The following is a 24,633-nucleotide window of genomic DNA, read 5'->3' as shown; positions in this document are numbered from 1 at the left end:
CAAACTAAAATGGAGCGGGTGATGGGAATCGAACCCACATAGTCAGCTTGGAAGGCTGGAGTTCTACCATTGAACTACACCCGCAAAATAGTAAACTCTTTAAACAAATGGTGGAGGGGGAGGATTCGAACCTCCGAAGGTAGAACCGTCAGATTTACAGTCTGATCCCTTTGGCCGCTCGGGAACCCCTCCACTAAAGAGGTCGCATTTTCCGGAAATACCCGCTCGCTGTCAACCACTATCTCACTTTTAAATTAAAAAGCATCAAATTGCTGAGTAAAACCGATTTGGAATCGGCATCAGAAGTGACACCATAGTATACTGCATCGCTGTTTTTCTAATTAATAACTGGAGTTTTTTATGGAGCAATACCGTGGCACCACGATCCTGTCCTATCGTCGTGACGGCCAGGTAGTCATTGGTGGTGACGGCCAAGTCAGCCTTGGCAACACCATTATGAAAGGCAATGCCCGCAAAGTAAGGCGTCTTTATCATAATAAAGTGATTGCCGGATTTGCTGGTGGCACCGCAGATGCCTTTACATTATTTGAACGTTTCGAAGCTAAACTTGAAAAACATCAAGGCAACCTGACTCGTAGTGCTCTTGAACTGGCTAAAGACTGGCGTACGGATAGAATGATGCGCCGCCTCGAAGCTCTGCTGGCAGTTGCAGATGCCGAAGCATCTTTAATCATCTCGGGTAATGGTGACGTCATCGAGCCTGAACACGGCTTAATTGCCATTGGCTCAGGTGGTCCATTCGCCCAGGCTGCTGCAACAGCTTTACTGCAAAACACTGATTTATCTGCCAGTGAGATCGTTGAGAAAGGCTTGAATATCGCTGCTGATATCTGCATCTATACTAATCACAACCTCACTATAGAAACTTTGGATTACAACAAATAATGATGAATCAATCACTAACGCCAAAACAAATTGTTCACGAATTAGATAAACACATTATCGGACAGCACGAAGCCAAAAAAGCCGTTGCGATCGCCTTACGTAATCGTTGGCGTCGACAACAGCTTGATGCGACTTTACAACAAGAAGTGACGCCTAAAAATATCTTGATGATTGGTCCAACCGGTGTGGGTAAAACTGAAATCGCCAGAAGACTGGCTTCCTTGGTAAACGCTCCATTTATTAAAGTTGAAGCGACTAAATTTACCGAGGTCGGTTATGTCGGTCGTGATGTTGAATCAATTATTCGTGATCTAGCCGAAAGCGCGATGAAAATGTTGCGTGAAACTGCCATTAATGATGCCAAACCGCTTGCCATTGATGCGGCAGAAGAACGTATTCTTGATTCATTGCTGACACCTGCCCGCGGCACATTGACCGAAGAAGAATCAAATACCCGACAAAAATTCCGCAAAATGCTGCGTGAAGGCAAACTTGATGATCGGGAAATTGAACTGGAACTGGCACAACATCAGATGGGTGTTGAAATCATGACACCACCGGGAATGGAGGAACTCACCAGCCAGTTACAGGATATGTTCCAAAGTATGGGTAACCAACGCAAGTCAACCCGAAAACTGACCGTGGCCAAAGCTATGCGTTTAATCAGTGAAGAAGAAGCTGCCAAGCTGATTAACGAAGAAGATTTAAAAGCTGAGGTTATTAACCGTGTCGAACAAAATGGCATCGTTTTTCTCGATGAAATAGACAAGATTACTCATCGTGGTGAAGGCGCCGGCAGTGGTGCCGATGTCTCACGCGCAGGTGTGCAACGTGATTTATTACCTTTGGTGGAAGGCAGTACGGTTTCAACCAAATATGGCATGTTGAAAACGGATCATATTCTGTTTATTGCCTCTGGTGCTTTTCATTTGAGCAAGCCTTCAGACTTGATCCCGGAATTGCAGGGTCGTTTACCCATCAGAGTCGAGCTCAATGCGCTGACAACAGAAGATTTTGTCAGAATTCTGACCGAACCGGATGCCTCGCTTACTGAACAATACTCAGCTTTAATGGGTACTGAATCTGTTGATTTGAGTTTTACAGCTGATGGTATCAAACGTATCGCCGAGCTTGCCTGGCAAGTAAATGAAAAGACCGAGAATATTGGTGCCCGTCGTCTGCATACCCTGCTGGAAAGGTTGTTGGAAGATATTTCCTATGAAGCGGGTGAAGAATCTCAACAAAAATTTATCATTGATGAAGATTATGTCAGTCAACAGCTGTCAGAGCTGGTGCAGGACGAAGATTTGTCACGCTATATTCTTTAAGGACTTTTATGAGCCAGGCACCATTGCCAAGCGAAATTCAACTACATAAGCATTCCCGTAAACTGGAACTAGTCTACGGGGTTGACCATTATTTGCTATCAGCAGAATTCCTGCGAGTGCACTCCCCTTCTGCCGAAGTCCAGGGGCATGGTCCAGGTCAAGAAGTGCTTCAGGTGCAAAAAGAAAAAGTGGGCATCAGTAATATTGAACCAGTTGGCCATTATGCCATCAAAATTTATTTCGATGATGGTCATGACAGCGGTCTGTTCAGCTGGGAATATCTTTATGAACTCTCGATTAATCAAGATGAATACTGGCAAACCTATCTGGAAAAATTAATGGCTGAAGGATACGAGCGTCAACAAGACGCCTGAGGGAATTATGGAAGACAACAACACTACCCATTTTGGCTTCAAGCAAGTTCCTACTGAGGAAAAAGCTAAACATGTCGCCGAGGTATTTCATTCTGTCGCCGGTCGATACGATTTAATGAATGATTTGATGTCAATAGGGATTCATCGGCTTTGGAAACGTTTTACTTTACATAACAGTAATGTGCGCCGCGGTGCCAAAGTCCTGGATATTGCCGGTGGAACGGGTGATCTGACGGCAAAGTTCGCCGATATGGTTGGGCCAACCGGTAAAGTGGTGTTGGCAGATATTAATGCCTCCATGCTGAATGTTGGTCGTGATCGGCTTACCGATCTAGGTAAAGCCGGTAATATTGAATATGTTCAGGCCAATGCTGAAGCGTTGCCTTTTCCTGATAATACATTTGACTGTATCACCATTGCTTTTGGTCTGCGCAATGTCACGGACAAAGACAAAGCGCTTGCTTCAATGTTGCGGGTACTTAAACCAGGCGGAAAATTAATGATTCTGGAGTTTTCCCAACCTGTCAGCTGGTTAACTCCACTCTACGATACCTACTCGTTCAAAGTATTACCGGCGTTGGGCAAACTGTTTACCAATGATGCTGAAAGTTATCGCTATCTGGCTGAATCGATTCGCATGCACCCGGATCAGTCCAGCCTTAAAAAAATGATGGAAGATGCCGGTTTTGAACGCGTTGACTTCATCAATATGTCTGCGGGCATTGTGGCGTTGCATAGTGGTTATAAATTTTAAATCATGAGTTTATTGTTAAAGTCGCTTGAAATAGCACTAAATCATGCTTTGCGTTTTGATATGGAAAGTCATGAAAAGCTTCAGCATTTTGCCAATCGTAGTATTCGAATTGATATTACCAATCTGAATATTGCCGTTATCGTCAGATTTACCGATGATCGGATTCTGCTAGAAGCAGCCGAAGAACATGTCGCGGATTTAATGATCAAAGCAGATAGCTTTGCCTTGCTGAAACTAGTACAGCAACCGGACAGCTTGTTTTCCAATCAGATTCAAATCCGTGGAGATGTCCAGTTTGCCAAACAGTTACAGGACTGGCAGCAACACTTTGATTTCGACTGGGAGCAACAACTTGCCAGAGTTACCGGTGATACCTTGGCTTATCCGCTGGCTCAGAGACTTCGACGTGGTTTTGACTGGTTAAATTACAATCGCTCAGAATTTGAGCAAAGTTTGGCCGAATATCTACGAGAAGAAAGTCAGTATTTGCCGGATAAATCGCAAACAGAGCGGTTTATGCAAAATGTGGATCTGCTTCGTGCCGATACCGAACGACTGGAAGCCCGAATAAAAAGACTGCAAAACCTTATCGAGAAAAAAACATGAAGCTCAGTCAGTTCGGACGTTTATTGCAAATAAATCATGTGCTTGGTCGCCATCGTCTCGACGAATTGATTCTGGCCATACACTTTTTCCGGCCTTATCGTTTCCTCAGCTGGTTTTCACCCTATCGCTGGCGTCATAAAGCTGACTTGCCCAGAGGGGAGCGAATTCGTCTCGCGTTGCAGGATTTAGGACCGATTTTTGTCAAGTTTGGTCAAATCCTGTCTACCCGCCGAGATTTATTACCTGAAGATATCGCCGATTCATTGGCAAAACTGCAGGATCAGGTTGCGCCCTTCCCTAATGATGTGGCGTTAGCTCTAATCCATGCTGCTTATGAAGAAGGCGAACCGGAACGTATTTTCAGTCATATTGAAGCTGAACCATTGGCCTCTGCATCAATCGCGCAGGTACATGCCGCGACCTTAACTGATGGTAAACAGGTCATTCTCAAACTGGTACGCCCGGGAATTGAGAAAGTAATTCGTCGCGATGTTGACCTGCTTTATACCCTTGCCGGCCTGGCTGAAAAATACTGGTCAGAAGGCAAACGCCTGCGTCCCCGTGAGGTGGTTGCTGAGCTGGAAAAAAACCTGTTTGATGAGTTAGATATGCTGCGTGAAGCAGCCTCAGCATCGCAATTGAAACGGCATTTTGCTGATGAAAGGTTGTTGTACGTTCCGGAAGTTTACTGGTCACTGACCAGACCGAACCTGTTAGTACAGGAACGGGTATTTGGCGCACCAATCAGCAATATAGCGTTATTAAAACAACATAATATCGATTTAGAACTGCTGGCGACAATCGGTGTGGAAATTTTCTTCACCCAGGTCTTCAGACACAGCTTCTTTCATGCCGATATGCATCCGGGCAATATTCTGGTCGATGTCAGCAATCCACAATTGCCGCGTTATATCGCCATTGATTTTGGCATTATGGGTACGCTGTCGCCGGATGATCAACGTTATCTGGCTGAGAACTTTCTGGCATTTTTCAATCATGATTATCGCCGTGTTGCTGAGCTTCATATCCAATCCGGATGGGTACCGGCAGAAACCCGAATGGATGAATTTGAATCGGCTATTCGCAGTGTTTGCGAGCCTATTTTTGCCCGTCCACTGAAAGAAATTTCATTTGGGCAGTTATTGTTAAGACTTTTCCAAACTGCCCGACGCTTTAATATGCAGATCCAGCCGCAACTGGTTTTACTACAAAAAACACTGCTGAACATTGAAGGTTTGGGACGTGACCTGTATCCCGACCTGGATTTATGGCAAACCGCCAAGCCAATTCTGGAACAATGGATGAAAGAAAAGCTGGGTTGGCAGGCGGCCGTTAAATCACTGCAGAAAGAAGTACCAACCTGGGCAGAGACATTACCGACCTTGCCCCGAATGCTGCATGACCTGACCAAACAAGCTCAAGCGGGTCAATTGCATATGCAATTATCGTCTAAGGATTTGGACAAGATCCGTCAGGAAGTACGCCATTCCAGCTACCGTACGGCCACAGCCGTCAGTGGCGCCGCCTTTATTGTGGGTGCAGCTATTATCAAAGGTCTGGATGGCTATTCAGCCAATATGCTGGCTGGCATGCCCGTACTTAGTTGGGTTCTGGGACTTTGGGGTGGCTTAATGCTTTATTTCAGTCTGCGGCGTTCCGGCTAATCAGAACAAGCCACTGATAACACCTTTATCATCAATATCAATGCGTTCTGCTGCAGGAATTTTCGGCAGGCCGGGCATGGTCATCACATCACCGCAAAGCACGACTATAAATCCTGCACCTCTCGACAAACGAACATCACGAATGGTCAGAGTGTGCTGCTCTGGGGCTCCGCGTAAACCAGGGTCACTACTGAATGAGTAAGGCGTTTTTGCCATGCATACCGGTAAATCTCCATGCAATGATTGAAATTCGCCGAGTTTTTTCATTACTTTTTTATCAGCGATCACCTCATTTGCCCCATACAACCGCATGGCGACAGCATTAATTTTTTCCCATAACGTCTCGCTGTCGCTATACAGCAATTTACATTTTCCAGGTTGCTGTAACTTTTCAACTACCGTCTGAGCTAATAACTCGGCTCCCGCTCCACCTTCAGCCCAATGACGGGCTAAAATGGCAGTTGCCCCCATGGACTCAACAGCATCCTTAATCAACGCAACTTCCGCATCACTGTCCTGAATAAAGTGATTTATTGCTACCACGCATTCCAGACCAAACTCGTTTTGTAAATTATGTAAATGCTTACGCAGATTGGTTAGTCCCGATTCAAGCGCCGTTAGATTCTCAGCAGCCAAATCCGGTACATTAACACCGCCATGGTATTTCAATGCCTTAACCGTCGCGACAACTACCGCAAGATCAGGACGAATACCGGCTTTCCGACATTTAATATTAAGAAATTTTTCCGCCCCCAAGTCAGCACCAAAGCCAGCTTCAGTCACCACATAATCGCTAAGCTTTAATGCCATTTTGGTCGCGATAACCGAATTGCAGCCATGCGCAATATTGGCAAAAGGCCCACCATGAACAAACGCAGGATTATTTTCCAGAGTCTGCACCAGATTCGGTTTAATGGCTTCTTTAAGTAAAGCTGTCATAGCACCCTGAGCGTTTAGATCATTGGCATATCTTGGTGTGCCATCAATTGAATATCCAATCAGAATATCACCAAGCCTTTGTTTTAACTCGGTTAATGACGCTGCCAGACAAAATATTGCCATGACTTCTGAGGCGACCACAATATCAAAGCGATCCTCGCGAACAAAGCCATTTGCAGGCCCCCCATCCCTATCGTGATCTGACGTAAGGCCCGGTCATTCATATCCACAACCCGCTGCCAGGTAATTTTACGGGTATCCAGCTGCAGGCTATTGCCATGGTGAATATGATTATCAATCATTGCTGCTAACAGGTTATGTGCTGCTGCGATCGCATGAAGATCACCGGTAAAGTGCAGATTGATATCTTCCATTGGAACTACCTGCGAATAACCGCCACCGGCAGCTCCTCCTTTTAACCCAAAGCAAGGACCCATTGAGGGTTCGCGAACACAGACGGTGGCTTTTTTGCCAATGCGGTTCAACGCATCACTGAGACCAATAGTCGTGGTGGTTTTACCCTCACCGGCAGGAGTCGGGCTAATGGCTGTAACCAGAATCAATTTGCCATCTGGTTTTGTCGCCAGATCATCCATTACCTGCAGAGAAACCTTGGCTTTATAACGTCCATAGCTATCCAGATCATCCACCTGCAATCCTAATTTTTGCGTGGCGATATCCGTTATATTCTGCATTGTTGCCTGTTGGGCGATTTCAATATCTGACATGCTATTATCCGAATTTTGACTCTGCGGGCATTATACGCGAGTTAGTATATGGCTCAGTATCTTGGCCGATAATTACTCGCCCCAGCGTGGCATCAATTGATGTTTTATGGAGGCTTGATCGAGAATTCTGGCCACCACGAAATCGACAACGTCTTCAAGTGTCTGCGGTCGGAAATAAAAACCGGGATTAGGCGGCATAATACAAACACCCAGCCGGGAGAGTTTCAGCATATTCTCCAAATGGATGGGCGAAAAAGGAGCCTCACGGGGGACAACGATCAATTTACGTTGCTCTTTAATCATTACATCAGCGGCACGATTAATCAGATTATCGCTGCCGCCACAGGCAATGGCCGACAAGGTTCCCATGGTACACGGGCAGACAATCATCGTGGGCACTGAATGCGATCCGCTGGCAAGTGGCGATGACCATTGCTGCTCGCCATACAGTTTTATCTGTCCGGCCTGGCAACTAAATTGTTTTTCCAGTACTTTAGTGGCATCTGCTGCACGTGACGGTAGTTTCCAGTCCAGCTCATCGGCTAATACAATTCGACCAGCAGCAGAAATCATCAGATGCACGGTGATTCCCTGCAACAACAACTGCTCTAGTAAACGTTTGGCATAGGGAGCACCCGATGCACCGGTAATGGCCAGCGCAACTTGTTTTGAATCAGTCATTGTTCAACGCATCCAGGATTTTTTGATGAATGCCGCCAAAACCGCCATTGCTCATCACCACAATATGGTCGCCTGATTTACTTTGATTAACCAATTGCTCGACGACATCATCAATGTTTCGAAGCAGTACCGAGCCATCGCCGAGTTGTTGCTGAATGTTATCTAACGACCAGGTTAACTGTGGATCCTGATAGAGAATGACCATATCAGCCGCGTTTAGTGATGCAGCTAAGGTATGCTCATGCACGCCCATTTTCATCGTATTGGAACGCGGTTCCAATACGGCAATCAATCGCTGTTGACCTATGTTGGCCCTTAACCCTTGCAAGGTGGTAGCAATCGCCGTGGGATGATGGGCAAAATCATCATATACTTTGATTCCCCGACATTCACCTCGTAGCTCAAGGCGACGCTTAACACCTTTAAACTGGTTCAATGCTTCACAGGCATGCTCCACAGTCACACCAACATGATGCGCGGCCGCAATAGCTGCCAGGGCATTATTAACATTATGCTGACCAAGTAAAGACCAATCCACTTTGCCGGTATTTTGGTTGTGTTGCACCGTAAAGCTATGTCCATCTTCTGCCGTTTCAGCTAATTGCCAGTCAGCCTGTACATCATTCAAGGTTTGTCTTGGTGTCCAGCAGCCACGCTCCAGCGTCTGTTCTATTGCAGGGATAGCGTGCGGCGTAATCACCAAACCTTCAGCCGGAACAGTACGAATTAAATGATGAAACTGCGTTTGAATGGCAGCCAGATCAGCAAAGATATCAGCGTGATCAAATTCCAGATTATTAATGACTAAAGTACGCGGGTGGTAATGAATAAATTTGCTGCGTTTATCAAAAAATGCCGTGTCATATTCATCGGCTTCGATCACAAAGAAAGGGGTATTTCCAATCGCAGCAGACTGACCAAAATTACCGGGTACTCCACCGATCAAAAAACCAGGTTGCATACCTGCATATTCCAGAATCCAGGCCAGCATACTGCTGGTCGTGGTTTTACCGTGAGTCCCGGATACCGCTAGCACCCACCGATTAAGCAGAATGTTTTCTGCCAACCATTGTGGTCCGGAGATATAAGGTAAATTACGGTTCAGCACATATTCTACGGCAGGATTGCCACGAGACATCGCATTACCCATAACCACCATATCGGGAGCCGGTTGCAAATGCTCCGGCAAATACCCCTGCATGACGTCGATTCCTGCGGCGGCTAATTGATCGCTCATTGGCGGGTAAACATTGGCATCAGAACCGGAAACATCGAAACCACGTTCACGAGCCAGTAAAGCCAGTCCCCCCATAAAGGTACCGCAGATGCCTAAAATATGGATATGCATTCAGGCTACTCCGGACATGACAAGGCCATTAATAACAATCGCCAGCACTACGTATAAAACCGTTAAAGCAACCGCCTTAGGTGCTGATGTTTCAATACTGCGGCGTATGATATGTGCGGTGACCATCAAACTCCATAACATCACCAACATCAGTGCAAACAAGATGAAATTTGCTGTATCTGATTGTTCAGCGTACTGATGAAAGGCCCATAGCAGTGGCATGGCTAACAGACCCAACAGACTGCCGGTGCCGGCCAATGCCATTAATGACTGTTGGTAACGCGGCAAAAAGTGGTTCAGGCGAAGCAGTCCATAAAGAAGAGTCGTTAATACGATCACATCTGTTAAACCAATCCATAGACTGATTCGGAATGACATATCAATTTGGTTGACCGATACGCTGACAATAAAATATATCAACAAGAGCAATTGCATCAGTTGATTATTAGCCGGAAGGCTATCTGGTCCTGAACGGAACAGACAAATGTCGATTAAGCGCAGTATAACTTTCATGTGCGGCATCATAGCGCGTCAGCAATAGTTCACAAAATTTTTCTTGTCTCTTTTATATTTTTAATCATAAAAAAACCCGGCAACGCATAACGCTGCCGGGTTTAATTTTAGTTATGTTTTATACTCAGTCGTCCAGAGCAACACCCCATGGGAAGGAGCCGACTTCGATGGTTTTAATACGCTCCTGCTTAGCAGTATCTACAACTGAAACAGTGCCATCCACCCCGTCAGCAGTGTAAATCATCGAACCGTCTTTCGATAGATCCAAGCCCCAGACACGTTTGCCAACAGGAACATTACCTTTTAATTCCAAAGTCTCCGCATCGAGAAATGCTACCGAATTACCACGTCCTGTGGTGACATAAAGCATTTTATCATCAGGACTGACTTTGATATCCATCGGCTTTGAGTTATCTACATCAATACCTGATTTCTTGATTACTTTCAGTGTTTCCATATCGATAATGGCAACTTCATTGCCAATTTCGCTGGTGGCATAAGCCAGACTGCCATTACTGTTAAAAGCCAAGCCTCTTGGACGTGCGCCTACAACAAGATGTGCCACTGCTTCGTATTTAGTTGTTTCAATAATATGCACCATATTGCTTGATTCACTGGTGACCAAAGCATATTTACCGGTTGGAGATACTGCTACACCCTCGGGTTCAATACCGACCTGAACCACTGCCAGCTTTTCACCTGATTTAGGATCAAGGAAGGTCGCCTCGCCATCATCTTCATTCGAAATCACAATATGACCGCTCACCGGATTAACCCCAAATGTTTCAGGATCATCACCTGCATCCAGGGTTTTGATAACTTCCAACGTTTTTACATCAACTACAGCAATGGCATTATCTTCACTGATAGCGACATACAGCATGGTTTGATCAGGCGACAGACCAATACCCCGAGGCCGTTGCCCTATATCAATTGTCGTTTCAACTTTATTGGTGCGGGAATCAATCACACTTACCGTATTATCTTTTTCATTGGTGGCAAACAAGCGATGAGTAGGTTCAGCCAATGCGGCGGTACTCGCCAGAATCAGTGAACTTAACAAAAGTGTTTTAAATTTCATTCAGCGTTCTCCATAGTATTTTTTAATTTTATTTGCAGGTAACTTTACCAAGACTATCCAAGCCACCTTTAAAACCACGTAACGGCGCTTCAGCAACAATTTTATTATCGTTATCTACTAACAATAGAATTTGTCGTAACTGCCCATTCTCACGGAAATTAGCGTTATCGCCTTTTTGTCCATCAAACACCAGGTCCGTTTTAAGATGATTCAACATAAACTCTGCATCATACTGCATGGTTTGCACCACTGAGTCTGCAATCATTTTGGTTCCAGCCCAGCCAGCCCATGCCTGGTCCGTCATTGCCTCACCTTGAGATTTTTTAAACCGGTTGTTTAACTGGCTAGCAGCAAACTTTACAAAATCTTCGTGCCAGCTTTGTACATTTGCAGGCTTATCCGGATTCTTTTCCTGCCACTGCGCTAGAGCATCAGCACGCATTTCATCACTTGGCGTGATATGAAATAGATTCGGCAGACAGGATTCACGTAACTCATCCGAGCGTGAAATAAGATTTATCACCGGTATTGCAGCAAACTGTTCTGATTGAGCCACTTTCATTATGTAATCGTCATCTGTCGCTAACAACAGCACCGTTTCAATCTCAGTTGTTTCCAGTGCATCAGGCTCCACGACTTCTATTTGGTATTTTTGTCCCAGGAACCCTCCCTGAAGATTGGCTTCCTGAAGTCCCTGTTGCACGCCAAGCCAGACTTGTCCTTCAGTGGGTCCAACATAATGCATGGTGACCTCAATTTCATCTGCCATCAGCCATTGTGGCCAGATAAAAAACAGGAACAATCCATATTTTTTTAGGTGATACATTCATTTCTCCTTCCTTTATAAAACCCTTTCAAAGATACGTACTTAGAGATCCTTGACCATCAGGAAAATCCTCAACCTTTCAGGAAATTATCCTAACTGCACTGCTGCAAAACATCATTATTTTTATAATCAATTAGTTATATAAATTTTACCCTGTAAATCTGCATATAGAATATTGAAACTGGTTGATATAAACCACATCCTTATTTGGCAAGATGTTTTTTCTCAAGATTTCTTGCCAGAGGCCGCTACGGTTCATACTAGGAACAGAGTGAGAAAAATGAAAAACAAATCACTGGAATTGGATCTGAGGCAAATCATGCAGGGACTTGAGGAGTTTGCAACGTTCATGAGTTATCAAAGCAACTATGAGGGATTACGTATACTCAAAGTGGAAACTCAGCATGAGAATGTTCAAGATTACAATACCAGCCAACCTTCAGACAATATTGTATCTATGGAAAAAGCTCGCATTAAACGAACTGAATACGTAGACACTTTTCCCGCTGCCAAAAAATATCAATAAAAAAGGCCCGCATCATGCGGGCCTTTTAATTTTAAACCTGACTCCCATCAGGGTTAACTTCACCATCTTCATCTATTTCAGGCGGCATCAAGTCAGTCTTAGTTACCCCCATCAGCAATACAGCAGTGCCTGCAATATAAATAGATGAATAAGTCCCCACCAGAATTCCGATAAGCAGCGCCGTGGCAAAAGCGTGAATTACTTCACCACCAAATACAAATAATGCCACAACAACCAGCAATGTCGTCATCGATGTCATGATGGTCCGGCCTAAAGTGGCATTAATCGAAGTATTAATTACTTCAAGTGGTTCCGCTTTACGCATCTTCAGAAAGCTTTCACGGATCCTGTCAAAGACTACAATGGTATCGTTCAGCGAATAACCTATCACGGCCAGGATAGCGGCCAACACTGTCAGATCAAAATCCAGACGGAAAAACGAGAAAAACCCAACAGTAATAACAACGTCATGGACTAACGCCAGCACCGAGGCAATCGCAAAACGATATTCAAAGCGCAGTGCCACATAAATAAGAATACCAATCAGCGCATAAACCATCGCCAGACCGCCATCTTCAGCAAGCTCTTCGCCCACCTGAGGCCCCACAAACTCGACTCTTCTAACCTCAACAGCATCGGTTTGCTCTGCTTGCAATAAAGCCACAACCTGATTACTTATTTCAGCCATATTTTCACTTTCAATAACGGGCAAACGTATCAGTACGTCCGTTAAAGAGCCAAAATTCTGAACTAAAGCATCACCGTAACCACCCTGTTCAAGTATTGAACGGACCTCCCCAAGGTCGACTGCCTGAGGATATCCCACCTCAATCATTGTGCCGCCGGTAAAATCGATTCCGAAATTCAAACTGTTGGTCACGATTGAATACGCCGAAATCAGTATTAATACTGCCGAAAATGCTAATGCAATTTTTCGGATCCCGACGAAATTAATGTTTGTTTCTTTGCTCAATAAATGCATGACACAAGCCTTAATTAAATGGACAGTTTTGGTCGTTGCTTACGGCCATAAACAAGGTTAATCACCATGCGTGTGCCTACAATCGCAGTAAACATTGATGTCAAAATGCCTAACGTCAGTGTGATAGCAAACCCCTTAATGGTTCCGGTACCAAAACCAAATAACACTATCGCAGCAATCAACGTTGTAATGTTAGCGTCAGCAATAGTTGAAAATGCTTTTGAATAACCGGCATCAATACTGGCACGTGGGCTGTTACCCAGTCTTAATTCTTCACGAATACGCTCGAAAATAAGCACATTCGCATCAACCGCCATACCAACTGTCAGCACAATACCTGCAATACCTGGCATGGTGAGTGTAGCCTGTAACATTGACAACAACGCCACAATTAACACCAGGTTGGCTGCTAAAGCCAGATTAGCCACTGCACCAAACAATCGATACCAGACAATCATAAATACCAGTACCAGAGCAAAGCCGATCATAACTGAAGCAAAACCCTGATCAATATTTTCCTGCCCCAGGCTAGGCCCAACAGTACGCTCTTCGACAATATCGATTGGCGCTGCCAATGCACCTGCACGTAATAATAAAGCAAGATCCCGTGCTTCAGTCGTACTGTCCAAACCGGTTATCTGAAACTTTTTACCGAGTTGATCACGAATAGTAGCGACACTGATAATCTCCGGGATTTGACGTCGTACACTGACTTCTTCGCCATCAATTATCTGTGTTTCAACTTTAGACTCAATGAAAACCACCGCCATCGGGTTACCGATATTGTCACGGGTAATATTGCTGAAAATGCGTGCGCCTTTTCCATCTAATGTCACCGATACGGCCGGCGAACCGGATTGACCGTCTATTGTTGAGGCCGCATTGATAACATGTTCACCGGTCAGCATCACCCGCTTATTCAATAGATAAGGTCTGCCATCGCGGTGATAATATAATTCAGAATTGGCAGGAACTCGTCCGTTGACCGCATCCTGAACATCACTTTCAAAATCGACTAAGCGAAATTCCAGGGTTGCCGTGGCACCAAGAATTTTTTCGCCTGAGCGGTATCCTGCACACCCGGCAATTGAACAACAATGCGATCCTGCCCCTGTTGCTGCACAGTAGGTTCAGCGACACCCAGCTCGTTAATACGGTTTCGCAAAGTGGTGATGTTTTGTTGTAAAGCCAGGTTCTGCGTTTCGCGAACAATCGTGTCATTTAAGTTTATAGTGACGGTTGGACGCTCTGCATTTTCATCGATAGCAACCACAAGCTCATTGTATTCGCGATCGATTGCATCAATAGCCGCATCAAGATCTGCTGCTTCCCGAAAGCCAAAGGTCAAAACACCATTTTCAACGTTGACCTGGGTATAGCGAATTGTCTTATCACGTAATAAAATACGAATATCGCTGGCATAACTTTCGAGTGTTTGCTTCAACACCGCATCCATGTCCACTTCCATCAGGAAATGCACACCACCGCGTAAATCCAGACCAAGATTCATCGGTTCTGCCCCAAGAGACTGTAACCAGGCCGGAGTATTGGGTGCCAAATTCAAAGCGACGATATAATCTTCAGAACTCAGTTTCTGCTGAATAAGTTCACGTGCCTCGAGCTGTTCATTGGCTTCACTGAAACGAATCAATAAACGGTTTTCTTCCAGCACTACACCCTTGTATGGGATTTCAGCCTGTTTAAGGCTTGATTCGATTTCATTAACCAACTGCAAATCAACGTTGTTCAGTCTTCCGGCAGAAACCTGTACAGCAGGATCATCACCAAACAGGTTTGGCATGGCATAGATAATGGCCGTGAGTATTACAGTCACAACCAGTAAATTTTTCCAGAGGGGGTATCGGTTCATCTTGATATCCAGATAGCAAAAAGGCTGCTCGCAGGCAGCCTTTTCATATTTACAGTTTTTTCAATGTGCCTTTTGGAAGCACTGAATTGATTGATTCACGACGTACTTTAACTTCGACAGTTTCTGCAATCTGCAAGTTAATCGCGTTATCGTTGATATCATTAATTTTGCCCATCAAGCCACCATCCGTTACAACCTCATCACCTTTCGCCAGTGATTGCTGCATAGTACGGTGGGCTTTAGCGCGTTTTTGCTGCGGACGAATCAACATCACGTAAAAAAGCACTAATAAAATGATTGGGAACGCAAAATCAAGCAAGCCCGGCGAACCCGTTGATGCTGCAGTTTCAGCAAAAGCAGGTGAAATCAGAAAATCCATCATATTTCCTCTAAACTGGCAAATAAAAGACAGTGATTATGCCACAGCCAACTGCCGGCTGATAGCCAATTAACCTATTCTGCACGATCCTGACGCATTGCGTAAAACGATTGACGAAACTGTTGAAGATTTCCCGCTGCGATTGCGTCTCTCAGCTGTTGCATCAAGCGTTGATAATAATGCAGATTATGAATGGTATTCAGTCTTGGACCGAGCATCTCACCGGTACGATCCAAATGATGCAAATAGGCGCGACTGTAATTTTTACAGGTATAACAATCACAGTAAGGATCCAAAGGTCCTGTGTCCATTTTATGACGACTGTTGCGAATTTTAATGACACCTTCATGTACAAATAAATGACCATTTCGTGCATTCCGCGTTGGCATCACGCAGTCAAACATATCCACACCCAGACAAACCGCTTCAAACAGATCTTCGGGCCGACCGACGCCCATCAAATAGCGTGGCTTGTCCGTTGGCATTTTCTCGCTAAGGTGGTTGAGAATTCGCAGCATGTCTTCTTTTGGTTCGCCCACAGACAAGCCGCCGATGGCATAACCATCAAAGCCGATCTCAGTCAGACCTGCCAGAGATTCATCACGTAATGCTTCATGCATACCACCTTGCACGATTCCGAATAACGCCGAGGGATTATCTCCATGTGCTGCTTTACTGCGCGCTGCCCAACGTAGCGATAACCGCATCGAAATGGCCGCGGTCTTTTCATCAGCAGGATACGGCGTACATTCATCAAAAATCATTACAATGTCACTGCCAAGGACGCGTTGCACAGCCATGGATTCCTCAGGCCCCATAAAGACCTTGTCACCACTGACTGGCGACCGGAAATGCACACCCTGCTCAGTTATCTTACGCAGCTCACCAAGACTGAAGACCTGAAAACCACCGGAGTCGGTCAAGATAGGCTTATCCCAGCGCATAAAGTCATGTAAATCACCATGTCGCTGGATAATATCTGTACCGGGACGCAACATCAGGTGAAAGGTATTGCCCAGAATGATCTCTGCTCCAGTGGCTTTGACCTCTTCCGGCGTCATTGCTTTAACTGAACCATAAGTCCCAACCGGCATGAAAGCAGGTGTTTCAATGGTTCCCCGGTCAAAACTCAGTTGGCCGCGGCGGGCAAGTCCATCCTGTGCTGATGTCGCAAATTTCATTGTGTTAACTCATCAAAAATTGGCGCACAGGATAGCATTATCGATAAGGTTTCAGTGAATTCAGACGCAATCCCCTGTCAGTTAAGGTAGGATCTGCATAAAATTTTTAGTGGAAAGCAGTATGAGTCAATCAAAAATTATTGTGGCGTTGGATTACCCCGATGCGAATGCCGCGCTTAATATGGCCGATCAGTTGGATCCTTCGCGTTGCCGCCTCAAAATAGGTAAAGAATTATTTACCCGCAGCGGCCCGGAAATCGTCAAAACGTTACAACAAAAAGGTTTTGATATTTTTCTGGATTTAAAATATCACGATATTCCAAATACTGTTGCTAAAGCCTGTGCAGCCGCTGCTGATTTAGGCGTCTGGATGATGAATGTTCATACTTTGGGTGGACCGGCAATGATGTCTGCAGCACGTGAAGCGATCGGCAGTCATCATGATGCTCCTCTACTGATTGGTGTGACATTGCTAACCAGCATGGATCAGCAAACATTTGAAGCCATAGGTTTAGAAGGCACCATTCCCGAAACAGTCCTTCGGCTTGCTGTAATGGCAGCAGATAATGGCTTGGATGGTGTGGTTTGCTCGGCACATGAAACGGCGATGTTAAAAGCCGAACTGGGCAGCCAGTTTCAATTGGTGACCCCAGGCATACGTCCGGCAGGCAGTGCAAAAGGCGATCAACATCGGATCATGACTCCTGCCCAGGCTATTCAGGCTGGCAGCCATTATCTGGTCATAGGTCGTCCGATAACTGCTGCAGCAGATCCAATGCAAAAGCTGATTGAAATTGAAAACGAGTTACGTTAGAGACTCATAAAAAAGCCCGCAGCAAGCGGGCTTTCATTTGTATCAGTATCGTTTTTTAACAAATTAAACTTTAAATTTCCCTGAAGCATCCTGCAATTGAGAAGATAGACTGCTAAGTGTATCAACCGCTTCAGAAGTAGCACGTGCACCATCTGCAGTATGATCAGCAATCTGACTGATATTAACAATACCGCGATTAATATCTTCAGCAACTGAACTTTGTTCATTAGCCGCATTTGAAATCTGCGTGCTCATCTCATCCATGGTAGAAATCATCGCTGTTATAGTATCCAGAGCCGAACCAGCACTGGCAGCTTTTTCGACACTGGTCTTGGCGCTTTCACGACTTTCATTCATGACTTTCACGGCAGCACGAGCACCTTGCTGCAAACGCTCTACCATTTCTTCAATTTCGTGCGTGGATGACTGGGTTCTGGCAGCAAGCGTACGAACCTCATCAGCAACTACCGCAAAGCCTCTGCCATGTTCACCGGCACGGGCCGCTTCAATAGCAGCATTCAATGCCAACAGATTGGTTTGCTCTGTAATTCCGCGTATGACATCAACGATTGCACCAATATTACCGATATCCGCTTCGAGTTCACTTAAAGTCTCAGCCGCTTTTTCAACTTCGCTGGCCAGAGTATCAATAGATTGCATTGTCTCGAGTACCACCTGCTTGCCGGCTTTAGCTTCATTATCGGCATTACGTGCGGCTTCAGCAGCATTGGTTGCGGTGCGTGCTACTTCCTGAACAGAGGCAGTCATTTCATTCATCGCTGTCGCGACTTGATCAGTCTCTTCCTGCTGTTTTAATACTCCCGTCACCGTTTCTTTACTGATGACCGTCATGTTTTGGGTTGCGGTATTTAGCTGACTGACACCACCAATCAGCGTGTGCACCAGATTGGCAACATTTTTGCGGGCACTGTCTAGTTCAAATGCCATCCAGCTGAAATCGCTTTTACCGGAAATGGCAATTTTTTGCGTGAGGTCGCCTTTCTTAATATTCTGAATTCCATTGACCAATGTGGTTGCGCGTTTGTCACCAAAACGTCCAATAACATGTGCCATAAACATGATCAGTGCACTACCGATAACAACAAATCCAGCCACCACTTTAAGTTGTTGCATCGAGGTAACCGCGTTCAGTTCCATGTAGAACATTAACCCGGCCAGCACCACCAAACCGATAATGCCAAATCCGGCAACAATGTACATGCGTTTTCTCAGCGAATAATTCTCTAACTTAAACACGCCGCATTCTCCCTTCTATGTTTATAATTATTGTAATTATCATGCAAACACACTCACACCGACACTATTATCTGGTGAATCAACTGATAACTGTGTTGCTTCATTGTCCATATCGTCCGTTTCAACAATAACTTGAGCTATATTATTGCCGCCATGTAACTGTTCATCTTGCTCAGAACCCTGCGAAGGCTGATCCTGATGGCTTACTTCAGCATTATTTAATGCCAGTCCGCTTTCGTTGAAACTCTCACGTAATCTCGGCAGTGCCTGCTCCAAAGCATCCCTTGCTGCTGCATTTGAGGCAATAAAAGTAACATTGGCCTGATCATTTTGCATACTCAACCTGACCTCTACAGGGCCGAGATTAGCCGGATTCAGCCTTAACTCTGCTTGTTGAACACCCTCACGCGCCATCCAAACCACCCGGCTACTCATCACTTTGCCCCAAGCTGCACTGTTAAGCTGAGGTTGTATGTCCAGCGATAAAGCGGGATTAGCAACACTCGGTGTACCAGCCACAGACGTGGTCATACCCGGGATGGTAGAAAATACTAAAGGACTACTGAGTTTGCTGGCTGAACTTCTCTCCGCCTGAGGATCCAGTTGCCGCATCGCGGAAATTGTTTCAGCACTGGCTGTCATAAACTGTTCCGGCGTTTTCCCCGCCGTTTGCATCATTAACTTAACCTTTTCGGTGGTAACCGCATCACCTTCCACATTTTGCTTCTGAATTGCCTGAAGTATATCTGCACGGATTGACGTTGCTGAAAAATCTGCATTATTTGATTTGCTCTGCATCGCAAGTACAGATTTTTTCATATCCTTATCACCGGACTGTGGAATATTTATTAATGGCGTTGTGGCGAGCTGCTGCTTTTCAGTTTTCTTTTCTGTCACGGGAGTAACAGCCAAAATCATTAAAGGATCACTTTCATCCTCACTCTCAGTCTTATCAGTTTTGCCGTCAGTTTCGACAATGATTTCTTTAGTCGGTGCTTTATCGGATTCCAGTTCTGAATTGTCAGCCGTTTTTTCCGTCTTATCTACCTTTTCCGATTTTTCAGGCGGCAATTCTTTGCCGTCTTTTGCATCCGGCTTTTCCGCTTTGGTGTTTGCTTCAGCCTGTTTATTATCTGTTTTAAGGTCATTCCTGGCCGGTTTATCTTTATCTGATCGCTGAGGTTCATTTAGCCGACGATCCAGTTCCGACGCAAAGGCCGCATTATCTTTACTGTTGGCAGCAGAAGTTATGGCTTTGTCTGTATTGTTCGGGGCAACACTCAGCGAGGAGAGGGTCAGCTGTTGCGTCATTTCATTTCCTTAAACTCTGGTTAGTAGCCGTATAGCGCTGTTATAGGTAATGAATAGCAATGGCTGTGCCAGAATCGATATTTCATAGCTCAGTATTTTTAGTGATTACTTTAATCAACTGCGTTAATGCATTGGTTTGCTCAGACAACTGTTGGCTGATTTGCTCTATGGAATGGCGGCTGCGATTTTCCCAACCGATATGATTATGCGTCAGATCTTTTTCCAGTTGTTGTGAAAGCTCAATGCTTTTATTCAGCTGTTGCTGCTGCTGACCAGACTGAATTTTCAAAGGTTGAAGCAATTGACTCAATTGTTGGTTCAGCACTCTAATTTCCATTGAAAAGTCACGAAGCTGACGCGCATCATCACCCAGCTTTGCCGCTTCAACAGTACAATTTAACGCCAGCAGGCTGGTTTCAAACACGGCGTCATCTATTTCCTGCAACATAGCAGTTAAATGACTGTTTTGCAGTTGAACTTGGTAAAGCGTTTTTTCCAGTGCCGGTAGAATATTTTGTGCTAACGGAGCGGTTTCGTTCGGTGTTGAAGATAGCGATAGACCTGAACCAATCGCACTATGAGGATAACATTCGAGCAGAAACCCCTCGGGCTTATCATTTTTGTAAAGAACCGAAATCGTTAATCGCACATCCAAAAAGTCGTTGCGTAAATCAATACTTCTAGGCAGCTGCTCGAAATCACTTAGCCACTCAATGGGGAAGGGAACGGCTTCAGCGAAATGTTGTAACGAAATACCTTTAAGTCTCTCAACATTAAGATCGGCAAACATTTTTTTGAGACTGTCTTGATACTGTTTTAGCAGTGTTTCTGCCGCTACATTGAGGTAACTTACCACCAGATTTAAATCGATAATAATCATCGGCGTGGCAGTTTGCTCGACGGCTAGCGAGGTAAGCACATACTCTGCTGCCGGAGCTTGATCTGTTTGATAAACCGTTACCGGCTCGGCTACCTGGCCAACAGGAGTCTGCATCAACTCAGCCACATACTGCAGAACATTTCTCCACGCTTGCAGTAACGTGTCATCCCATTTCTGCTCAGAAAATTCGGCAACCACGGATAACCAGTTTTCGATGAACATCTCATAATGGGATTGTTCGACACCATATTGCTGATGTCGCACTCCCAGCCCCTGAAGATAATCCTCGATCATTTCCGAGTCACGTAAATGCTGGATCAACAAAACCATCGATGCGAGTAATTTCTTATGTTGCCCTTCAATCGTGACTGATTTGAACAACGGCATTATCGCCGGGTATTCAGCAAATAATCGCTGATAAAAGCGCTCAGCTAATGCATCACTAAAACTCATTAACGCAGCAAAATTATGCTCGACCAGGGTTATATCTTGCTCATCCAGCCCTGCCAATCCACTAATAGGATGATGTTGTAGAGCATTCTCAGCCATCAGTCTGCTCTTCCCAATAGCAAATCATTTGCCAGAGACTGATAATCAGCTGGATTTGCAGACTCGTTATCGTATATCACCGTTTTTAGCACTCGCTTCGGAAAATACTGTGTCAATAAATCACCGAACTGGTAGGCAAAATCAGTACCGTCCGGCAATCTGTTTAAACATAACCATAACCTTATTGAATCAGATCTCAATTTCGCCACCCGTTGCAATACCGGTAGCATTTTTATCATACCGCGTAATGCACCATGCTCCGCAGAAACTGGTATAAGCATATCACTCGCAGCCAAAACGGCATTCGTGCCTAATAATCCTGAGATCGCAGCGCAATCAATCAGAATGATATCTGCATCTGATTGTATTGTCGAAGTAAGTAGTTGCTTCAGTTTAACACCGAGTTTTATTGATGGTGTTTGCTGTTCGAACAAATGCAGCTCGGGACCCGACGCAATTAAAGACAGTTGTTCGCTTAGAGGCAGTATTACATCACGGGCATCATCTTTAAAAGAAAGTAAAGCATCCATGCCAATTTGAGTTTCAGCTACCCCAAATTGTCGGGTGAGATCAGCCTGGGGATCCAAATCCAGCATCAGCACCCGATAACCCATTTCTGCCAGAACACACCCAGGTTTGCCGTGATGGTGGTTTTACCGACGTCATGGGTCTGATTCATCACAGCAATAATTCGTTTTGTCCCTTGCCCAAGCATGGTTTAATTCTGTCCCTGTAGCAATTGCTCAAATAAATTAGCTATATCAAGTAAATGAATCTTTTGTGAATCATCATTCACACTATTTATCAGACACTGATGTGTGGATGAGCTGGATGCCATTTCAGCAAGCTCTGAGTGGTACATTAGAATCGTCACGTCGGTAACACTAAGCCCCAGTAGTCGTTGTGAATCCAATGGATGATGTAACAAAACCAGTAATGGACAGTTAAATTGATGATGGGTGACGTCAACTTCAATCAATTTATTCATATTAACGACCGGCACAATCGCATTGCGAACATGCACAACACCAGATAACCATGAGTTCGTTCCAGGCAGTCGTAATACATTTTCCAACGCCAGAACAGTCGTAATACAATGGACCGGCAGCGCATATTGCTGATCTTCGATAACGATCAGCTGGTAAAGATCATTGTCCAAAGGCGAATTAGCAGACGATTTCATTGCTCACCGGCAATCGTAAGGGACATCAACAGCTTGCCAGGCTCGAGCAGTAAAGCAATATTTCCATCATTCAGTATTGCGACGCCCTTGACTCCATTTACATGACGATAATGCGGAAGTAAGGACTTAACAAGCAGTTGAGCCTGTTCAGCCAAACTGTCTACCTTCATTGCAAAAACATTGTTTTCAGTAGTCAGTAAAATGATAAAACCGGACTGATCATCTGTTTCCTGTAAAGGCAACTGCAGGAATTGGCGAATATCAATCAATGGTACTTGCCGGTTATCATCTGTGATAAACCACTTTTTGCCTCGATGCCAGACTAACCTGCTGCTATAAGCAGCATAGCTATCCAGCACACTTATTAATGGCAATGCCAGCGTTTGTTGATCAACATTAATGAGTTGTACATCCATTAACGCCTGATGAACAGGTATGTACAGGGTAAAACAGCATCCTCTGCCATGGCTCGAAATTAACTCAATTCGCCCTCCCATATCGGTAATATGTTGCTTCACAACATCCAATCCGATACCTCTTCCGGAGATTGCATCTGCTGATACTGCGGTGGAAAAACCTGGTCGAAATACCCAGTCACTGAGCAGTTGTTGATCAAGCTTACTCCCCTGCAAATTGACCCCGAGCTGTTTTGCTTTGGCCAGGATCTTTTCTTCAGCTAAACCAGCTCCGTCATCACTGAATCGAATGATTAGTTGCTCATCAACTTGTTCAGCAATAATATGGATTTGACCTTTTACAGGTTTGCCGGACTGCTGGCGAAGCTCGGTGGGTTCAATTCCATGAGCGAATGTATTTCGCAAAAGATGGGTTAATGGATCTATCAACGAATTGACGATCATGCTATCCACCTCAATGGGCGCGATATCCATATTCAACTGGATTGGTTTATCGGTTTTATTCGCCAGATCAAATGCCATCCGGGGTAATCTTGCAAAAGCATCGGCCAAGGGACGCATCGAAATATGTAACAGCTGTTGTTGCAATAATTGCTGTTGATGCTTCATCGCCTGATTACGACGCGTTAAACGAATTTTATCCGTTTGATTTAACTGGTTAGTAAGTGCAAACGTCTGCTTTAACTGTGTCTGTAATGTATGCGAAACGGTTAATAATGCTTGCAGATTGGCCTCGCTCATTTTGTATCGATTTGGCTCATTGACTCTTTTGGTCTGCGCTAAAGCCAATACTTCTACCGTGAAATCACAGACATGTTTTACCCAGTCAAACTGCGAAATAATTTGTTGGTAACTCACTTCCGCGGTAAGTGTTATCTGCCAGCGCAGGTAACATTTATACAGGTCAAAATCTGCAAAATCGGGTAATTTATCAGTGAAGACGGAGACCTTTACCGGACCAAACTGGCGTAATACTTTGATAATTCGTAATGGATCATGGCCGTTTTCAAAAAACTGTGGATGTGGGGCAAAATCGATTTGCCAGACCGAACCATTCATTTCCGGCACAATCGGTGGTTTACCATTATTCTGTTTCGGCTTATCCAGACGATTTATCCCAGCAAGGCAATTTGCCAGTTCTTCGTCCTGTAATACTGGATCTGCATCAGCTCCACTTAAGCATTGCCGGCAAAAGTCAATTGCCGCCAGTAGTCCGTCCCTGTCATGGCGGGTAAGTTGGCGGTTTTCCGTCAGAATATTCTCGATGGCATGACAAACTTTTGCTATTGCTTCATTTTCGAAACTGGCGGCAGTCCCCTTGAGAGAGTGCAATAGTCTGAGAGTATCTTGCCAATGGGCATCGCCGCTGGTGGAACTCTCCAATGACGTTAAGAGCCAATCCTCTATTTGGTTTAATGTTTCCAGAGCTTCCTCATGAAAAGCAGCTGTGGCAGAGGATAAAAGCGGATGCATGGCAATCGAAAATTAATTAAGCAGTGAGTTGATAGTGTCGACCAACTGTTCAGGATCAAACGGT

Annotated in this window: 22 protein-coding genes, 2 tRNA genes and 2 pseudogenes; 8 read left to right on the top strand and 18 right to left on the bottom strand. The window is 44.9% G+C overall.

Annotation, left to right across the window (positions count from 1 at the left end; genetic code table 11):
* Positions 1–10: 10 nt before the first annotated feature.
* Positions 11–84: transfer RNA gene (locus AC08OG_RS03035), tRNA-Gly, on the bottom strand.
* 24 nt (positions 85–108) lie between these two features.
* Positions 109–192, bottom strand: a tRNA-Tyr gene (locus AC08OG_RS03030).
* A 168-nt stretch (positions 193–360) separates the two neighbouring features.
* On the opposite strand from AC08OG_RS03030, the gene hslV reads away from it, so the two are divergent.
* Genes hslV through ubiB form a run of 6 tightly spaced genes read left to right on the top strand, consistent with a single transcriptional unit; the run spans position 361 to position 5,632 of the window.
* A complete protein-coding gene (hslV, locus tag AC08OG_RS03025) occupies positions 361–906 on the top strand; it encodes an ATP-dependent protease subunit HslV (RefSeq protein ID WP_014707506.1) in 546 nt (181 codons plus the stop codon).
* On the top strand, positions 906–2,234 hold the full coding sequence (gene hslU, locus AC08OG_RS03020; protein WP_292400770.1) for an ATP-dependent protease ATPase subunit HslU: 1,329 nt from the start codon (positions 906–908) through the stop codon (positions 2,232–2,234). Before hslV ends, hslU begins: the two co-directional genes overlap by 1 nt.
* An 8-nt stretch (positions 2,235–2,242) precedes the next feature.
* Positions 2,243–2,608 carry a gamma-butyrobetaine hydroxylase family protein gene (locus AC08OG_RS03015; RefSeq protein WP_292356319.1) on the top strand — a complete coding sequence of 122 codons (366 nt, stop codon included), beginning with the start codon at positions 2,243–2,245 and terminating at the stop codon, positions 2,606–2,608.
* Positions 2,609–2,615: 7 nt separating this feature from the next.
* A complete protein-coding gene (ubiE, locus tag AC08OG_RS03010) occupies positions 2,616–3,362 on the top strand; it encodes a bifunctional demethylmenaquinone methyltransferase/2-methoxy-6-polyprenyl-1,4-benzoquinol methylase UbiE (protein WP_318988379.1) in 747 nt (248 codons plus the stop codon).
* A 3-nt stretch (positions 3,363–3,365) separates the two neighbouring features.
* A complete protein-coding gene (locus AC08OG_RS03005) occupies positions 3,366–3,968 on the top strand; it encodes a ubiquinone biosynthesis accessory factor UbiJ (RefSeq protein WP_292356317.1) in 603 nt (200 codons plus the stop codon).
* Positions 3,965–5,632, top strand: a complete 1,668-nt coding sequence (gene ubiB / locus AC08OG_RS03000; protein WP_292356315.1) for a ubiquinone biosynthesis regulatory protein kinase UbiB — start codon at positions 3,965–3,967, stop codon at positions 5,630–5,632. The genes AC08OG_RS03005 and ubiB overlap by 4 nt, the downstream gene beginning before the upstream one ends.
* Here ubiB and AC08OG_RS02995 read toward each other — a convergent pair.
* The 6 genes and pseudogenes from AC08OG_RS02995 to AC08OG_RS02970 all read right to left on the bottom strand — a co-directional run bounded on the left by AC08OG_RS02995 (position 5,633) and on the right by AC08OG_RS02970 (position 11,748).
* Positions 5,633–7,266, bottom strand: a pseudogene (locus tag AC08OG_RS02995) (formate--tetrahydrofolate ligase). It lies immediately after the preceding gene.
* Between the two features lie 105 nt (positions 7,267–7,371).
* Entirely contained in the window at positions 7,372–7,980 is a 609-nt protein-coding gene (locus tag AC08OG_RS02990; protein ID WP_292356312.1) for a UbiX family flavin prenyltransferase, read from the bottom strand.
* Complete coding sequence (gene mpl / locus AC08OG_RS02985; protein WP_292356310.1) at positions 7,973–9,328, bottom strand: UDP-N-acetylmuramate:L-alanyl-gamma-D-glutamyl-meso-diaminopimelate ligase; 1,356 nt, start codon at positions 9,326–9,328, stop codon at positions 7,973–7,975. The genes AC08OG_RS02990 and mpl overlap by 8 nt, the downstream gene beginning before the upstream one ends.
* A complete protein-coding gene (locus AC08OG_RS02980; RefSeq protein ID WP_292356308.1) occupies positions 9,329–9,841 on the bottom strand; it encodes a hypothetical protein in 513 nt (170 codons plus the stop codon).
* Positions 9,842–9,965: 124 nt separating this feature from the next.
* Positions 9,966–10,922: a PQQ-dependent catabolism-associated beta-propeller protein gene (locus tag AC08OG_RS02975; protein ID WP_292356307.1), complete on the bottom strand. Its 957-nt coding sequence runs from the start codon at positions 10,920–10,922 to the stop codon at positions 9,966–9,968.
* A 28-nt stretch (positions 10,923–10,950) separates the two neighbouring features.
* A complete protein-coding gene (locus AC08OG_RS02970; protein WP_292356305.1) occupies positions 10,951–11,748 on the bottom strand; it encodes an ABC transporter substrate-binding protein in 798 nt (265 codons plus the stop codon).
* 175 nt (positions 11,749–11,923) lie between these two features.
* Between AC08OG_RS02970 and AC08OG_RS02965 the strand changes: the two genes are divergently transcribed.
* Positions 11,924–12,274, top strand: coding sequence for a hypothetical protein (locus tag AC08OG_RS02965; protein WP_292411631.1), 351 nt, complete (start codon positions 11,924–11,926; stop codon positions 12,272–12,274).
* A 31-nt stretch (positions 12,275–12,305) separates the two neighbouring features.
* Here AC08OG_RS02965 and secF read toward each other — a convergent pair whose 3' ends face one another.
* The 4 genes and pseudogenes from secF to tgt form a co-directional block, all read right to left on the bottom strand.
* Entirely contained in the window at positions 12,306–13,256 is a 951-nt protein-coding gene (gene secF, locus AC08OG_RS02960; protein WP_292356302.1) for a protein translocase subunit SecF, read from the bottom strand.
* Between the two features lie 14 nt (positions 13,257–13,270).
* Positions 13,271–15,126, bottom strand: a pseudogene (gene secD / locus AC08OG_RS02955) (protein translocase subunit SecD).
* A 49-nt stretch (positions 15,127–15,175) separates the two neighbouring features.
* Positions 15,176–15,505 carry a preprotein translocase subunit YajC gene (gene yajC, locus AC08OG_RS02950; protein WP_014707521.1) on the bottom strand — a complete coding sequence of 110 codons (330 nt, stop codon included), beginning with the start codon at positions 15,503–15,505 and terminating at the stop codon, positions 15,176–15,178.
* A 74-nt stretch (positions 15,506–15,579) separates the two neighbouring features.
* Positions 15,580–16,686 carry a tRNA guanosine(34) transglycosylase Tgt gene (gene tgt, locus AC08OG_RS02945; protein ID WP_292356298.1) on the bottom strand — a complete coding sequence of 369 codons (1,107 nt, stop codon included), beginning with the start codon at positions 16,684–16,686 and terminating at the stop codon, positions 15,580–15,582.
* Positions 16,687–16,807: 121 nt separating this feature from the next.
* Here tgt and pyrF point away from each other — a divergent pair, with 121 nt between their 5' ends.
* Positions 16,808–17,500, top strand: a complete 693-nt coding sequence (gene pyrF / locus AC08OG_RS02940) for an orotidine-5'-phosphate decarboxylase (RefSeq protein ID WP_292356295.1) — start codon at positions 16,808–16,810, stop codon at positions 17,498–17,500.
* Between the two features lie 63 nt (positions 17,501–17,563).
* Here pyrF and AC08OG_RS02935 read toward each other — a convergent pair whose 3' ends face one another.
* The 6 genes from AC08OG_RS02935 to AC08OG_RS02910 form a co-directional block, all read right to left on the bottom strand.
* Positions 17,564–18,757: a methyl-accepting chemotaxis protein gene (locus AC08OG_RS02935; RefSeq protein WP_292356293.1), complete on the bottom strand. Its 1,194-nt coding sequence runs from the start codon at positions 18,755–18,757 to the stop codon at positions 17,564–17,566.
* Positions 18,758–18,796: 39 nt separating this feature from the next.
* Positions 18,797–20,068 carry a flagellar hook-length control protein FliK gene (locus AC08OG_RS02930; RefSeq protein WP_292356291.1) on the bottom strand — a complete coding sequence of 424 codons (1,272 nt, stop codon included), beginning with the start codon at positions 20,066–20,068 and terminating at the stop codon, positions 18,797–18,799.
* An 82-nt stretch (positions 20,069–20,150) separates the two neighbouring features.
* Complete coding sequence (locus AC08OG_RS02925; RefSeq protein WP_292356289.1) at positions 20,151–21,497, bottom strand: globin domain-containing protein; 1,347 nt, start codon at positions 21,495–21,497, stop codon at positions 20,151–20,153.
* Positions 21,497–22,120 (bottom strand): ParA family protein, encoded by a 624-nt coding sequence (locus tag AC08OG_RS02920; protein ID WP_292411633.1) that lies wholly within the window; start codon positions 22,118–22,120, stop codon positions 21,497–21,499. The genes AC08OG_RS02925 and AC08OG_RS02920 overlap by 1 nt, the downstream gene beginning before the upstream one ends.
* Before the next feature lie 95 nt (positions 22,121–22,215).
* Positions 22,216–22,680: a chemotaxis protein CheW gene (locus AC08OG_RS02915; protein ID WP_292356285.1), complete on the bottom strand. Its 465-nt coding sequence runs from the start codon at positions 22,678–22,680 to the stop codon at positions 22,216–22,218.
* Positions 22,677–24,569, bottom strand: coding sequence for a chemotaxis protein CheA (locus AC08OG_RS02910; protein ID WP_292356283.1), 1,893 nt, complete (start codon positions 24,567–24,569; stop codon positions 22,677–22,679). The genes AC08OG_RS02915 and AC08OG_RS02910 overlap by 4 nt, the downstream gene beginning before the upstream one ends.
* Positions 24,570–24,633: the final 64 nt, after the last annotated feature.

This window comes from Methylophaga sp. F7 (assembly GCF_056863975.1).
The sequence above is the reverse complement of the archived record's forward strand: the minus strand, read 5'-3'. Positions and strand labels throughout refer to the sequence as shown.

Bases quoted from the DNA above. Each gene is read 5' to 3' on its own strand.
- hslV (WP_014707506.1), top strand. From the start codon at position 361: ATGGAGCAATACCGTGGCACCACGATCCTGTCCTATCGTCGTGACGGC.
- hslU (WP_292400770.1), top strand. From the start codon at position 906: ATGATGAATCAATCACTAACGCCAAAACAAATTGTTCACGAATTAGAT.
- AC08OG_RS03015 (WP_292356319.1), top strand. From the start codon at position 2,243: ATGAGCCAGGCACCATTGCCAAGCGAAATTCAACTACATAAGCATTCC.
- ubiE (WP_318988379.1), top strand. From the start codon at position 2,616: ATGGAAGACAACAACACTACCCATTTTGGCTTCAAGCAAGTTCCTACT.
- AC08OG_RS03005 (WP_292356317.1), top strand. From the start codon at position 3,366: ATGAGTTTATTGTTAAAGTCGCTTGAAATAGCACTAAATCATGCTTTG.
- ubiB (WP_292356315.1), top strand. From the start codon at position 3,965: ATGAAGCTCAGTCAGTTCGGACGTTTATTGCAAATAAATCATGTGCTT.
- AC08OG_RS02990 (WP_292356312.1), bottom strand. From the start codon at position 7,980: ATGACTGATTCAAAACAAGTTGCGCTGGCCATTACCGGTGCATCGGGT.
- mpl (WP_292356310.1), bottom strand. From the start codon at position 9,328: ATGCATATCCATATTTTAGGCATCTGCGGTACCTTTATGGGGGGACTG.
- AC08OG_RS02980 (WP_292356308.1), bottom strand. From the start codon at position 9,841: ATGAAAGTTATACTGCGCTTAATCGACATTTGTCTGTTCCGTTCAGGA.
- AC08OG_RS02975 (WP_292356307.1), bottom strand. From the start codon at position 10,922: ATGAAATTTAAAACACTTTTGTTAAGTTCACTGATTCTGGCGAGTACC.
- AC08OG_RS02970 (WP_292356305.1), bottom strand. From the start codon at position 11,748: ATGTATCACCTAAAAAAATATGGATTGTTCCTGTTTTTTATCTGGCCA.
- secF (WP_292356302.1), bottom strand. From the start codon at position 13,256: ATGCATTTATTGAGCAAAGAAACAAACATTAATTTCGTCGGGATCCGA.
- yajC (WP_014707521.1), bottom strand. From the start codon at position 15,505: ATGGATTTTCTGATTTCACCTGCTTTTGCTGAAACTGCAGCATCAACG.
- tgt (WP_292356298.1), bottom strand. From the start codon at position 16,686: ATGAAATTTGCGACATCAGCACAGGATGGACTTGCCCGCCGCGGCCAA.
- pyrF (WP_292356295.1), top strand. From the start codon at position 16,808: ATGAGTCAATCAAAAATTATTGTGGCGTTGGATTACCCCGATGCGAAT.
- AC08OG_RS02930 (WP_292356291.1), bottom strand. From the start codon at position 20,068: ATGACGCAACAGCTGACCCTCTCCTCGCTGAGTGTTGCCCCGAACAAT.
- AC08OG_RS02925 (WP_292356289.1), bottom strand. From the start codon at position 21,497: ATGGCTGAGAATGCTCTACAACATCATCCTATTAGTGGATTGGCAGGG.
- AC08OG_RS02915 (WP_292356285.1), bottom strand. From the start codon at position 22,680: ATGAAATCGTCTGCTAATTCGCCTTTGGACAATGATCTTTACCAGCTG.
- AC08OG_RS02910 (WP_292356283.1), bottom strand. From the start codon at position 24,569: ATGCATCCGCTTTTATCCTCTGCCACAGCTGCTTTTCATGAGGAAGCT.